The organism is Ewingella americana ATCC 33852 (assembly GCF_000735345.1).
Classification (GTDB): domain Bacteria; phylum Pseudomonadota; class Gammaproteobacteria; order Enterobacterales; family Enterobacteriaceae; genus Ewingella; species Ewingella americana.
Genome location: NZ_JMPJ01000033.1, coordinates 18744 through 31611, shown reverse-complemented (window position 1 = coordinate 31611; position 12868 = coordinate 18744). Strand labels below are relative to the sequence as shown.

The following is a 12868-nucleotide window of genomic DNA, read 5'->3' as shown; positions in this document are numbered from 1 at the left end:
TGCGCGCCACCGGCCCTGCTCAAGGAACTCGCCATGACTTTCCCACTGTTTGCCGACCAACCCACGCTGCTGTGCCCGAACCGCATGCAGGTGCATGATATCAAGCAGGAAACCGCCGATGTCTGGACTTTATCTCTGTTCAGCCACGTCACCTATGACTACCGGCCCGGCCAGTTTGCGCTGGTGAATATTGGCCGTAGCGGCAAGGTGCAGCGCGCTTATACCCTCTCCTCCACGCCCGGCGTTAGTCCCTTTATCACCCTGACGGTGCGCCAAATCGCCGACGGCCAAGGCTCGAACTGGCTGACGAAAGAAGTGAAAGCCGGAGACTATCTGTGGCTGTCTGATGCCCAAGGCAGCTTTGTTTGCGACGGCGATCAGCCCCTGTTGCTGCTGGCGGCGGGCTGCGGCGTGACGCCAATTATGTCGATTTGCCGCGATGTTCTTCAGCACACGCCTGCCAGAGCTGTGACCGTGTTTTACAGCGTGCGCAGCCCGCAGGATGTGATTTTCGCCGACCAGTGGCGGCAACTGGCCGCACGCCACCCGCAGTTAATCTTAACGTTGCTGGCTGAAAACAGTGCCGAACAGGGCTTTATCGCCGGGCGACTGAGTCAAGACTTGCTACAGACCGGCGTCGCGGACATGGCGGCGCGAAGAGTGATGATCTGCGGCCCGGCGCCTTATATGCAGCTAGCAGAACAGTGGGTGAATGCCTTGGGCGCGGCGGGCGATAGCGTCGTCACCGAGCAGTTCCACCAGCCGGTTGCCGAGCCGCAGAGCGACCAACAGCTGACCATGACGCGCCTGACGCCCCTTTCCCACTTCAAGGTGCCGGTGGGTTCAAGCCTGCTGGCGGCGATGGAGCAGCATCTGGTGCCGGTCAATGCCGCCTGCCGCGCCGGTGTCTGCGGCAGCTGTAAAACCCGCGTGATCTCAGGCGACTTCACCACCAGCAGCCAAATGACCCTAACCGACGCCGAGATAGCCGACGGCTACGTGCTGGCCTGTAGCTGCCAGTTGCAGGGCGACGTCACCCTCGCCTAAACACCTTTCTCCCAATCCTTCCCGGCCTAGCCTGTAGACATGCAGATTTACAGTAAGGCCGGGTAGATTTACAAAACTACAACCCCACTCCCTGACCTTTTCTGTAAGGTTGATAGCCATTACGGAAATCTATCGAAATCTTAAAAGCATTCTCGAAACAAATCACATTTGCATCATGAACTATGATTAGCGGAGCTTTTAACTTATCGATTCGATCGATTAACAGTCTATCTGGAGGGATCTATGAAACACACCGTGGCTTCGTTGCTGGCAAAAACACTTGAACAGGCTGGCGTTAAACGGATTTGGGGCGTCACCGGCGATTCCCTTAATGGACTCAGTGATAGCTTAAACCGCATGGGAACCATCGAATGGATGGGCACCCGACATGAAGAAGTTGCCGCCTTTGCCGCAGGAGCGGAAGCCCAGCTGACGGGCGAATTGGCGGTGTGCGCCGGTTCCTGCGGGCCGGGCAACCTGCACTTAATCAACGGCCTGTTTGACTGCCACCGCAACCACGTGCCGGTCGTGGCGATCGCCGCCCACATCCCTTCGAGTGAAATCGGCAGCGGCTATTTCCAAGAAACTCACCCTACCGAGCTGTTCCGCGAGTGCAGCCACTATTGCGAGATGATCACTCATCCCGACCAGCTGCCGCAGGTGCTGGGCATCGCCATGCGCAAAGCCATTCTCAATCGCGGCGTGTCGGTGATTGTGCTGCCGGGCGACGTGGCGCTAAAACCTGCGCCAGAAGCAGCCACCGCCAAGTGGTATCCGCCGCAGCTGCCGCTGGTGCTGCCAAATCTGTCCGAAATGGAAAAGTTGGTGGAAGTGCTCAATGGCGCGAAAAACATCACCCTGATGTGCGGCAGCGGCTGTGCCGGGGCGCATGATGAAGTGGTGAAACTGGCGGAAACCCTCAAAGCGCCGGTGGTTCACGCCCTGCGCGGCAAAGAGCATATCGAGTGGGACAACCCTTATAGCGTCGGGATGACCGGCCTGATTGGCTTCTCCTCCGGCTACCACGCCATGATGAATGCCGACACGCTAATCCTGCTCGGCACCCAATTCCCTTACCGCGCCTTCTACCCGACGGATGCCAATATTATTCAGATTGATATCAATCCGGGCAGCATCGGGGCGCACTGTCAGGTGGATATGGCGCTGGTGGGTGATATCAAAACCACGCTTACCGCGCTGTTGCCGAAATTGCAGGAGAAGAGCGACCGTAAATTCCTCGACAAGGCGCTGAAACACTACCAAGAGGCGCGTAAAGACCTCGACGGCCTCGCCACCCTCAACGACAAAAAGGCCATCCACCCGCAGTATTTGGCGCAGCAGATTAGCCGCTTTGCCGATGCCGACGCGGTGTTCACCTGTGACGTGGGCACGCCAACCGTCTGGGCCTGCCGCTACTTGCAGATGAACGGCCAGCGCCGCCTGATTGGCTCTTTCAACCACGGATCGATGGCTAACGCCATGCCGCAGGCACTGGGCGCACAGGCCATTGACCGCAACCGTCAAGTGGTCGCCATGTGCGGCGACGGCGGCTTCACCATGCTGATGGGAGATTTCCTGACGCTGGCGCAGCAGAAACTGCCGGTGAAAATCATCATTTTCAACAACAGCGTGCTGGGCTTTGTGGCGATGGAGATGAAGGCCGGGGGCTATCTGACTGACGGCACCGAGCTGCAAAACCCGAACTTCGCCGCCATGGCAGAGGCCGCGGGCATCAAAGGTATTCGCGTGGAGAAAGCCTCTGACGTTGACGCCGCGCTGCAAGACGCCTTTGCCTATGAAGGCCCGGTGCTGGTTGACGTGGTGACCGCCACCGACGAGCTGGCGATGCCGCCGCAAATCAAACTTGAGCAGGCCAAGGGCTTCAGCCTGTATATGCTGCGCGCGGTGATCAACGGCCGTGGCGACGAAGTGGTAGAACTGGCGAAAACCAACTGGCTGCGATAACCCCGACAGGGATATAGTGCAGTGAGTAGTGCGCGGGTTGTCGCATGGCGGCCCGCGCAATTTCCGCCCCTTCTCCACTTTTCAAAAGGACTCCGACGTTGATCGATTTACGCAGTGATACGGTGACTCGCCCGAGCGAAGCAATGCGTCAGGCTATGGCCCATGCAGAAGTGGGCGACGATGTGTACGGGGATGACCCGACGGTAAATGCTTTACAAGAGCTGGCTGCCAAACTGACCGGCAAAGAAGCGGCGCTGTTTATGCCGACCGGCACTCAGGCCAATCTGGTGGCTCTGCTGACCCACTGCCAGCGTGGCGAAGAGTACATTGTCGGCCAAAAAGCCCACAACTATATGTATGAAGCCGGTGGCGCGGCGGTGCTAGGCAGCATTCAGCCCCAGCCGCTGGACATGGACGCCGACGGCTCCATTCCCCTCGACAAAGTGGCTGCCGCCATCAAACCGGACGACATTCACTTCGCGCGGACACGTCTGTTAAGCCTCGAAAACACCCACAGCGGCAAAGTGCTGCCACTGGATTATCTGCAAAAAGCCTTTGAATTTACGCGCGAAAAAGGTCTGGCGCTGCACATCGACGGCGCGCGCATCATGAATGCCAGCGTCGCGCTGAAAGTGCCGCTAATTGAGATAACCCAGTATTGCGACACCCTGACCATTTGCCTGTCGAAAGGTCTGGGAACGCCGGTCGGCTCGGTGCTGTGCGGCAGCCGTGAGTACATTACCCGCGCCAATCGCTGGCGCAAGATGACCGGCGGCGGCTGGCGTCAGGCGGGCATTCTGGCGGCGGCGGGGATTTATGCTTTAGAAAACAACGTTGAGCGCCTGCAAGAAGACCACGACAACGCGGTTTGGCTTGAACAGCAGCTGCGGGCGATTGGCGTAGAAATCGCCGCGCCGGGCGCGCAAACCAACATTTTATATATCAAGCAATCTGCCGAGTTGGCCGCCAAGCTTGGCCCGTGGATGCGCGAACGCGGCGTGATCCTCAGCGCCGGTCCGCTGACTCGTCTGATCACACATATCGACATTAGTCGGGCTGATCTGCAAAAAGTCGTGTCTCTGTGGCAAGACTTCCTGCAACATCACGCCAAGTAAGCTTTGCGATGAATAAACAAAGCGGCTTAAGCGCCGCTTTTTTATCATCGATTTTTTCCTCAATGAGCGAAATGGATGATGCCAGTGTCAATACCAACCACAAGGGTCGTGGTGCTTGGGGCCAGCGGTTACATCGGCCAGCATCTGACCTCACATCTCAGCCAGCAGGGCTATCAGGTCACTGCGGCAGCAAGGCGCGTCGAGTGGCTAGAGCAGCAGAAATGGCCCAATGTGCGCTGCTGCTTCGCGGATGTGTATAACAGCAAAAGTTTAAAAGAAGTGTTTGCGGGTGCCGACGTGCTGGTCTATCTGGTTCACTCCATGAGCGAAGACGACGACCTGCTGGAGAAAGAGCGACAGGCGGCGCAAAACACCCTGCTGGCGCTGAAAGAGTCCTCCATCAAACACATTATCTACCTCGGCTCGATGCAGCCGAAGTCCAGCCACTCTGCCCATCTGCAAGCCCGTAAGCTTACCGGCGACCTGCTGCGACGCGGGGATATCCCGGTGACCGAGCTGCGCGCGGGAATTGTGATTGGCGCGGGTTCGGCGGCCTTCGAAGTGATGCGCGACATGGTCTATAACCTGCCCATTCTCACCCCGCCGCGCTGGGTGCGCTCGAAATCGTCGCCGGTGGCGCTGGAAAACTTGCTGAATTATCTCAGCGGGCTGATTGCCCTTCCCCCACAGGTGCACCGCCATTTCGACGCCGGTGGCCCGGAATATATGAGTTACCAGACGCTGTTTGAGCGTTTTATCGCCATCAGTGGCAAACGCCGCTGGCTGCTGCCATTACCTCTGCCGACGTCGCTGATTTCAGTCTACTTCCTGAGTCTGATCACCTCGGTGCCAACGCCGTTGGCCAAGGCGCTGATCCAAGGGCTAAAACACGATTTACCCGCCGATAGCGCGGCGCTGCGCCAGCTTATTCCGCAGAAACTGATCACGGTAAACGAGTCGATTCGCGCCACACTGGCCCAAGAAGAGCAGCAGGTGCTCGACTCCTCCGACTGGCATTATGATGCCGACGCCCGCGCTCGCTGGCGTCCGGGTTACGGCTACTACCCGAAGCAGGCCGGATTTAAGCTGGAAACCACGGCGTCCAAAGCCGCGCTGTGGCAGGTGATTCAGCAACTGGGCGGCAAAGAGGGTTATTTCTACGCCAACAAGCTGTGGCGACTGCGGGCCAGAATCGACGATTTGCTGGGTGGCCGCGTGAAGTATGGTCGGCCAGATCGCCCACTGCTGCGGCTCGGCGATAAGATTGACGGTTGGAAAGTGATTGGCCTGCAACCCCAGCGCGAGCTCTCCCTGTTGTTCGGCATGAAAGCGCCGGGGCTGGGGCGGCTGACCTTCACCATTACCGATCATGGCGACAGCCGCAGCATTGATGTTCGGGCATGGTGGCACCCGGCGGGCTTTAGCGGTTTGCTCTATTGGTTCAGCATGATGCCCGCGCATCAGTTTATTTTTCGTGGCATGGCGAAGCGCATTGCCAGCCTCGCCCGGCAAAAAGATCGCTGCGGCCTGTGACGCGGATTATTTCCCGCGCAGTCGCACCGGCTGGCGTCACGCTTTCCGCCTTTCCGATTGCAAGTAGCACAATTTCACGAAAGAATGGCACCCTTATTGCTCATGGGTATGGGATTGAACCTCAGCCCGGTAAAAAAGCGTTGGAATTGACCTATTTATGAAAGTACTCGTCACAGGCGCCAGCAGCGGCTTAGGCCGCAATGCCGTAGAATTTCTGCGTAACAAAGGCATTAGCGTCAGAGCGACGGGGCGTAACGCTGCCATGGGCCCGCTATTGCAAAAAATGGGCGCGGAGTTCGTTCACGCGGACCTCACCAGCCTGGTGTCATCGCAGGCCAAAGTGCTGCTGGCGGATGTCGATACCCTGTGGCACTGCTCGGGGATGATCTCCCCATGGGGCAGCGAGCAGGAGTTCGAGCTGGCCAACGTGCGCGCCACCCGCCGCCTTGGTGAGTGGGCTACTGCCTATGGCGTGGAGAATTTTGTCCACCTCTCCTCTCCTGCGATCTACTTCGACTTTCATCATCATCGCAATATAAAAGAAGATTTCCGCCCGAACCGTTTTGCCAACTCCTTTGCGCGCAGCAAGGCGGCGGCGGAACAGGTGATCACCACGCTGGCGCTGTCGAATCCACAGACTCACTTTACGATCTTGCGCCCGCAGGGGGTGTTCGGCCCGCACGACAATGTGCTGCTGCCGCGCCTGCTGCAAATGTTGAAGTACGGCGGCACGCTGATGTTGCCGCGCGGTGGCGAAGCGCTGGTGGATATGACCTACGTGGAAAACGCCGTTCACGCCATGTGGCTGGCGACGCAGACCCAAAATACCGAATCCGGTCGCGCCTTCAACATCACCAACCAGCAGCCTCGCCCGCTGCGCACCATGGTGGAGCATTTGATGGACGCGCTGGAGATGAAATACCGCATTCGCTCGGTGCCCTACCCGCTGCTGGACATGATGGCGCGCGGTATGGAGAAGATCAGCAAGAACTCGCATAAAGAGCCGGTGTTGACGCACTACAGCGTCGCCAAGCTGAATTTCGACCTGACGCTCGACACCCAGCGCGCGCAGGATGAATTGGGCTATCGCCCGCCGATTTCCCTCGACCAAGGCATTATCCGCACCGCCAACTGGCTGCGCGACCATGGCCGTCTGCAAGGTTTGCAGAGCGTCGGCAGCAAGCGCGACTAACGCCCCTCAATCATTCTTCCCCTTAATTCCCCGCCGGATATTGCTCAAGCAGCGCGCTGATAATGGCGTCAGATTCGGCATCGGCTTCGCCGCGATAATCCGCCGGGCGGAAATGTATCTGGAAAGCGGCAATCACCCGCCGCTGCTGGGCTGGGTTCATTTCTGGCGTCACCGGATAGCCGTACTGCTGAAGCTTCGCCAGCAAGCCGGCTTGATCCACTGCCTGATGCGGATCGCGCCCTGCCAGATTATCCCTGACTCGCTGGGCGTCCGGCCACGCGCCTATGCCGCGCTTGGCCAGTTCATGCCATGGGAACAGCGGTCCCGGATCGTCTTTGCGCAGCGGCGCGATGTCGCTGTGGCCCACCACGTTGCGCGGCTCAATCTGGTAACGCTGGATAATTTGCTGGCTGAGGTCGGCGAGCAGGTCAATCTGCGCGGGCGGGAATGGGTAAAAATGCTTGCCGAGCAGATGGCGGCTGTAACCCTTGTTTTCCAGCTCAATGCCAATAGAAGTGTCATTGAGATTAGTGCGCCCGCGCCAGCCGCTGGCCCCGGCGTGCCATGCACGCAGCGACTCCGGCACCAGCTGCCACGCCACCGGTTTGCCATTTTCCACCGGCGGCCGGGCAGGAATTAAATAATGTGCGCTGACGTGCTCATCAGTAAGCGTATTTAATGCATTGTGGAAATCTTCGGCAGTGTAGTGGATCACCAGAAAACGCACGCGCTGGTCAGCACCCTGTGCCTGTCGCTGGCTTTCTAGCCGATAGGGTAAATTCTGTTCTGCCGATGGCGAGTTTTGGCAGCCGGTCAGCAGCATGATGGCGGCGATCATCGCCCCGCCGGTGCGCCATATCGCTTTCATAAGCAGCAATCGAAGGAAGCAGTGAGTAGGAGTTGCATAAGTATTCCTTATTAGTTTTCGTCCATTTACTCGCCAGCCGTCGGCCAACGTCTTGAGTATAGCCCATGCGCTAAGGTTGATTTCGCACCGCACAGTGCATCAATCCAAATCGGTTTTATACTGTATGCTAAAGAAAGTCATGGTGAAAACGTTCAATCTTTCAGTAAGGAATACGATGAAATATAAAACACTTGCCGCCGCGATCCCCCTGGTGCTGACCCTCAGCGCTTGTACTACGGTTGACCCGGCTTTTAAGGATATTGGCAGCCGCACCGCGCCTTGCGTTGACGGGGGCCCGGATACCGTCGCTCAGAAATTCTATGATTTACGCATTCAAAAAGGCGGTTCTGGCCTGCCGAACAGCAGCCAGTTGGCGGAATATCGCCCTTACTTGAGCACCGGCCTGTATAACGCGCTGCTCAAGGCGCAGTCTGAACGTAAAGTGGATATCGCCGCCACGCCGAATGAAAAACCGGGCGCCAGCGACGGTGACGTGTTCTCCAGCCTGTTCGACGGCCCGACCTCGGCCTCGGTTGATGACGCTTCCACCATTCCGAATACCGACGCCCGCAACATCCCGCTGCGCGTCACCATGACCCACGCCAAAGACAACGGCGCGAAATCAACCTGGAAAGATGAAGTGTTGATGGTGCGCGAAGGCCAATGCTGGACCGTCGACGACGTGCGCTACATGGCCGACCTCGACTTCGCCTCCAGCGGCACCCTGCGTCAGGTTCTGGAAAATCAATAATCCTGCAAACTCCCTCCCCAGGCTCAGTGATCTGGGCCTGACTTTTACGTCATTAACAGTGGCGTAACAATATGATGTGCTAAGCTTTGTAGCTAAAGCACCTCACTCATAAATTTTAAGCCGCGATCGTTGCATAACTATGCTACAGAAGTTAACATCCGCGGCATCAATGGCTATTCACTATTTGCGCATGAGTATTCAACTAAATAACATCAACTGCTTCTACGGCGCACATCAGGCGTTGTTCGACATTCAGCTCGACTGCCCTGCCGGAGAAACCCTCGTGTTGCTCGGGCCAAGCGGTGCCGGGAAAAGTTCTCTTCTGCGCGTGTTAAACTTGCTGGAAATGCCGCGTTCAGGCACGTTGCAGATAGCCGGGAACACCTTCGATTTCACCAAAAAACCAGACGAAAAAGCGGTGCGTGAACTGCGCCAAAACGTCGGAATGGTTTTCCAACAATACAATTTATGGCCGCACCGCACGGTGCTCGACAACCTGCTTGAAGCGCCGATGCGTGTATTGGGTTTAAGCAAAGATGTCGCCATGAAACGGGCTGAAAAGCTGCTGACCCGCCTGCGCTTAACTGACTATGCGTCACGTTTCCCGCTGCATCTTTCAGGCGGTCAACAGCAGCGCGTCGCCATCGCCCGCGCCCTGATGATGGAGCCGCAGGTTTTGCTGTTCGACGAACCTACCGCCGCGCTTGATCCAGAAATCACCGCGCAAATCGTCAGCATTATTCGCGAACTGGCCGGTACCGGCATTACTCAGGTTATCGTGACCCACGAAGTGGAAGTCGCGCGTAAGACCGCCAGCCGCGTGGTTTACATGGAAAACGGTCGCGTCGTTGAACAAGGCGATGCCACCTGCTTTACCCAGCCGCAAACCAAAGAGTTTGCCAGCTATCTGTCTCATTGATGTTTACTACGGAGTTTGCGATGAAAAAATTATTAATTGCTGCTGTTTTGGCGAGCGTCAGTCTGTCTGCCAGCGCAGCGGACACCATTCGTTTCGCGATGGAAGCCTCTTATCCTCCGTTCGAATTTGTGGACTCCGGCAACAAGATTCAGGGCTTTGACGTCGACTTGGCGAATGCCGTTTGTAAAGAGATTCAGGCTGACTGTACCTTCACCAATCAGGCCTTCGACAGCCTGATCCCAAGCCTGAAATTCCGCCGTTTTGACGCGGTTATCTCCGGCATGGACATCACCCCAGAGCGTGAAAAGCAGGTCGCTTTCACCACGCCTTACTATGAAAACTCCGCGCTGTTCATCGCTGAGAAAGGCAAGTTCGCTGATCTCGCTGCGCTGAAAGGCAAACGTGTTGGCATGCAAAACGGCAGTACCCACCAGAAATACCTGATGGAAAAACACCCTGAGATCACCGCCGTGCCTTACGACAGCTATCAGAACGCCGTGCTGGATCTGAAAAATGGTCGTCTTGACGCCGTATTCGGCGACACCGCCGTGGTCAATGAGTGGCTGAAACAGAACCCGAACCTCTCTTCCGTCGGCGAAAAAATCACTGACAAAGACTACTTCGGCATTGGTCTGGGCATCGCGGTTCGCCAGAACAACACTGACTTGCTGAAGAAACTGAATGACGGACTGGCAAAAGTGAAGGCTGACGGCACTTACCAGACTCTGTATTCAAAATGGTTCCAACAGTAAGTTTTGCCATCAATGACTGAACTTCTACCTCTAGCAAGCGCCGCCGGGATGACCGTCGGCCTTGCCGTTTGTGCGCTGGTCCTCGGCCTGTTTTTAGCGATGATTTTTGCGGTGTGGGAATCTGCGCCGTGGAAACCCGTCAGCTGGCTGGGTACGGCGTGGGTGACTATTCTGCGCGGCCTACCGGAAATTCTGGTGGTGCTGTTTATCTATTTCGGCTCATCGCAGCTGTTAGTGGTGCTGGCCGACGGCTTCAACATCAATTTGGGCCTATTCCAGATTCCGGTGAAGTTGCCGATTGATAACTTCGAAGTCAGCCCCTTCGTCTGCGGCGTCATCGCCCTCTCCCTGCTCTATTCGGCCTATGCTTCGCAGACTCTGCGCGGCGCGCTGAAGGCCGTGCCGCAAGGCCAGTGGGAGTCAGGCCAAGTGCTGGGTATGAAGAAAGCGGCGATTTTCTTCCGCTTAATCATGCCGCAAATGTGGCGTCACGCCCTTCCGGGCTTGAGCAACCAGTGGCTGGTGCTGTTGAAAGATACCGCGCTGGTGTCGCTGATCAGTGTTAATGACCTGATGCTGCAAACCAAAAGCATCGCGACCCGGACTCAGGAACCTTTCACTTGGTACATGATTGCCGCCGCGATTTATCTGCTCGTGACCCTGTTCAGCCAGTTTGTTATCAAACGCATCGAACTCCGTACCACCCGCTTTGAACGGAGTGCTTCCTGATGTGGGATTACTTACCCGAAGTTGTCAAAGGGCTGCACACCAGCCTGACTCTGACCATTGCGGCGCTGATCGTCGCCCTGCTGCTGGCGCTGATTTTCACCGTGGTGCTGACACTCAAGGTGCCGGTACTCAGCCAAATAGTGAAAGGTTACATCACGCTGTTCACCGGCACGCCGCTGCTGGTGCAGATCTTCCTTATCTATTACGGGCCGGGCCAGTTCCCTTCGATTCGCGAAATTCCGTGGTTGTGGGACTTGCTGTCTCAGCCTTGGCTATGCGCCATGGTTGCGCTGGCGCTGAACAGCGCGGCTTATACAACTCAGCTGTTTGCCGGTGCGGTGCGCGCTATCCCGTCGGGTCAGTGGCAATCTTGCGAAGCGTTGGGCATGTCGAAGAAACAGTCGCTGCGCATCCTGCTGCCGTTTGCCTTTAAACGTGCCCTTTCGTCCTATTCGAACGAAGTGGTGTTGGTGTTTAAAAGTACCTCGCTGGCGTACACCATTACCCTGATGGACGTGATGGGCCACAGCCAATTAATGTATGGCCGGACCTATGATGTGATGGTGTTTGGCGCGGCGGGTCTGGTTTATCTGTGTGTGAACGGCTTGCTGACGCTGATGATGCGTCTGATCGAGCGCCGCGCGTTGGCCTTTGAGCGCCGCAACTAAGCTTTAAGTAAGCAGCAACCCAAGCGTGATTGCTGCACATTGCTGCCAAATTGAAAAAGCGACCTTCGGGTCGTTTTTTTTATTGCCGAATGCAATGCAATTCCACGCGGGCATCGCCGAAACTTGCGAGATATCTCGCATTACTGCAACAACATCACCTCATTTCATAAAAATAGTGATTCTCGTCACACAATAATCCCACAAAGACTCATAGAATGATTTCCCGTAAATCCTGAAGGATCACACTCATGCATTCTCGTTTCCTCGACGCATTCGCCACACTGCCCGCCACTCTTCAGACCGCACTCGAACCGTTGCTCAGCCGTGACGACTTCCCGGCCATGTTGACAGCCGAACAGGTCGCGAACGTTAAAGCGCAAACGGGGCTGGATGATGATGCATTGGCGTTTTCACTGCTGCCGCTGGCCGCCGCCTGCTCCCTGACGCCTATCTCCCATTTCCACGTGGGTGCCGTAGCGCGGGGTGTTTCAGGCAATTTGTACTTTGGTGCCAATATGGAGTTCAGCGGAGCTTCAATGCAGCAAACCGTACACGCCGAGCAGTCTGCGGTGACTCACGCGTGGCTGCGCGGAGAAGCCAAACTGGCGTCAATTACCGTCAACTACACGCCGTGCGGCCACTGCCGTCAGTTTATGAATGAGCTGAACAGCGGAACCGAGTTGAATATTCATCTGCCGGACCGCGATGTCGCGACCTTGGGCGATTACCTGCCTTACTCCTTCGGCCCGAAAGACTTGGATATCACCACGCTGCTGATGGACAAGGTCAATCACGGCTACCAGATTGCAGAGCAAGATGCCCTCAGCCAGCAGGCTTTGGATGCTTGTAACCAGAGCCACGCACCTTATAGCCAGTCACACAGCGGCGTCGCGCTGGAAACGGAAAATGGCAAGATTTTCGCCGGGCGCTATGCGGAGAACGCTGCGTTCAACCCGAGCCTGCCACCGCTGCAAGGGGCGCTGATTTTGCTTAATCTGTCGGGTGAAGATTGTCTGAAAATCCGCCGGGCGGTGATTGTCGAACGCCACCAGCCGCTGGTCAGCCAGCACGATGCCACCCGCGCAACCCTCGCCGCTTTGGGCTGCCAAGAATTAAGCGCAATTACGCTGTAAATTGTTATTTGTTCCCCCGACGACGGCTGTTAAATCCAATATCTGTCGTCGGAAATCACTTTTTTTAGTTACCTAATTCCCTTTCCCCGTCTGGCATTTGAAATAGTTATTTTCCGTTGTTACCCTTCTGTGCAGAAATAGGACACAAATCACATTT

Annotated in this window: 12 protein-coding genes; 11 read left to right on the top strand and 1 reads right to left on the bottom strand. The window is 56.6% G+C overall.

Annotated features, from left to right (window positions below):
- The first annotated feature begins 33 nt into the window (after positions 1-33).
- The 5 genes from hcr (at position 34) to GEAM_RS04965 (ending at position 6852) form a co-directional block, all read left to right on the top strand.
- The gene (gene hcr / locus GEAM_RS04985; RefSeq protein ID WP_034789094.1) at positions 34-1047 is read left to right on the top strand and encodes an NADH oxidoreductase; all 1014 of its coding nucleotides are present in this window, start codon (positions 34-36) and stop codon (positions 1045-1047) included.
- 243 nt (positions 1048-1290) lie between these two features.
- Positions 1291-3012, top strand: coding sequence for a ubiquinone-dependent pyruvate dehydrogenase (gene poxB, locus GEAM_RS04980; protein WP_034789091.1), 1722 nt, complete (start codon positions 1291-1293; stop codon positions 3010-3012).
- A 44-nt stretch (positions 3013-3056) separates the two neighbouring features.
- The gene (gene ltaE / locus GEAM_RS04975; RefSeq protein WP_072009865.1) at positions 3057-4127 is read left to right on the top strand and encodes a low-specificity L-threonine aldolase; all 1071 of its coding nucleotides are present in this window, start codon (positions 3057-3059) and stop codon (positions 4125-4127) included.
- A gap of 90 nt (positions 4128-4217) precedes the next feature.
- Positions 4218-5660, top strand: a complete 1443-nt coding sequence (locus tag GEAM_RS04970; protein ID WP_419471224.1) for a DUF2867 domain-containing protein — start codon at positions 4218-4220, stop codon at positions 5658-5660.
- A gap of 157 nt (positions 5661-5817) precedes the next feature.
- Positions 5818-6852, top strand: a complete 1035-nt coding sequence (locus tag GEAM_RS04965) for an NAD-dependent epimerase/dehydratase family protein (RefSeq protein WP_034789084.1) — start codon at positions 5818-5820, stop codon at positions 6850-6852.
- Positions 6853-6874: 22 nt separating this feature from the next.
- On the opposite strand, the gene GEAM_RS04960 is transcribed toward GEAM_RS04965, so the two are convergent.
- Complete coding sequence (locus GEAM_RS04960; protein ID WP_034789335.1) at positions 6875-7720, bottom strand: N-acetylmuramoyl-L-alanine amidase; 846 nt, start codon at positions 7718-7720, stop codon at positions 6875-6877.
- 214 nt (positions 7721-7934) lie between these two features.
- On the opposite strand from GEAM_RS04960, the gene GEAM_RS04955 reads away from it, so the two are divergent.
- The 6 genes from GEAM_RS04955 (at position 7935) to cdd (ending at position 12711) form a co-directional block, all read left to right on the top strand.
- Complete coding sequence (locus GEAM_RS04955; RefSeq protein ID WP_034789081.1) at positions 7935-8510, top strand: lipoprotein; 576 nt, start codon at positions 7935-7937, stop codon at positions 8508-8510.
- Between the two features lie 190 nt (positions 8511-8700).
- Positions 8701-9429 carry an arginine ABC transporter ATP-binding protein ArtP gene (gene artP, locus GEAM_RS04950; protein ID WP_051899415.1) on the top strand — a complete coding sequence of 243 codons (729 nt, stop codon included), beginning with the start codon at positions 8701-8703 and terminating at the stop codon, positions 9427-9429.
- A 20-nt stretch (positions 9430-9449) separates the two neighbouring features.
- Complete coding sequence (artJ, locus tag GEAM_RS04945) at positions 9450-10181, top strand: arginine ABC transporter substrate-binding protein (RefSeq protein WP_034789076.1); 732 nt, start codon at positions 9450-9452, stop codon at positions 10179-10181.
- Between the two features lie 12 nt (positions 10182-10193).
- Positions 10194-10910, top strand: a complete 717-nt coding sequence (gene artQ / locus GEAM_RS04940; protein WP_034789074.1) for an arginine ABC transporter permease ArtQ — start codon at positions 10194-10196, stop codon at positions 10908-10910.
- A complete protein-coding gene (gene artM / locus GEAM_RS04935) occupies positions 10910-11578 on the top strand; it encodes an arginine ABC transporter permease ArtM (RefSeq protein WP_034789071.1) in 669 nt (222 codons plus the stop codon). The genes artQ and artM overlap by 1 nt, the downstream gene beginning before the upstream one ends.
- 248 nt (positions 11579-11826) lie before the next feature.
- The gene (cdd, locus tag GEAM_RS04930; RefSeq protein ID WP_034789069.1) at positions 11827-12711 is read left to right on the top strand and encodes a cytidine deaminase; all 885 of its coding nucleotides are present in this window, start codon (positions 11827-11829) and stop codon (positions 12709-12711) included.
- Positions 12712-12868 lie beyond the last annotated feature (157 nt).

What these genes read in the sequence shown, in the direction of transcription:
- hcr (WP_034789094.1), top strand. Translation starts at nt 34, where the DNA reads ATGACTTTCCCACTGTTTGCCGACCAACCCACGCTGCTGTGCCCGAAC.
- poxB (WP_034789091.1), top strand. Translation starts at nt 1,291, where the DNA reads ATGAAACACACCGTGGCTTCGTTGCTGGCAAAAACACTTGAACAGGCT.
- ltaE (WP_072009865.1), top strand. Translation starts at nt 3,057, where the DNA reads ATGGCGGCCCGCGCAATTTCCGCCCCTTCTCCACTTTTCAAAAGGACT.
- GEAM_RS04965 (WP_034789084.1), top strand. Translation starts at nt 5,818, where the DNA reads ATGAAAGTACTCGTCACAGGCGCCAGCAGCGGCTTAGGCCGCAATGCC.
- GEAM_RS04960 (WP_034789335.1), bottom strand. Translation starts at nt 7,720, where the DNA reads ATGAAAGCGATATGGCGCACCGGCGGGGCGATGATCGCCGCCATCATG.
- GEAM_RS04955 (WP_034789081.1), top strand. Translation starts at nt 7,935, where the DNA reads ATGAAATATAAAACACTTGCCGCCGCGATCCCCCTGGTGCTGACCCTC.
- artP (WP_051899415.1), top strand. Translation starts at nt 8,701, where the DNA reads ATGAGTATTCAACTAAATAACATCAACTGCTTCTACGGCGCACATCAG.
- artJ (WP_034789076.1), top strand. Translation starts at nt 9,450, where the DNA reads ATGAAAAAATTATTAATTGCTGCTGTTTTGGCGAGCGTCAGTCTGTCT.
- artQ (WP_034789074.1), top strand. Translation starts at nt 10,194, where the DNA reads ATGACTGAACTTCTACCTCTAGCAAGCGCCGCCGGGATGACCGTCGGC.
- artM (WP_034789071.1), top strand. Translation starts at nt 10,910, where the DNA reads ATGTGGGATTACTTACCCGAAGTTGTCAAAGGGCTGCACACCAGCCTG.
- cdd (WP_034789069.1), top strand. Translation starts at nt 11,827, where the DNA reads ATGCATTCTCGTTTCCTCGACGCATTCGCCACACTGCCCGCCACTCTT.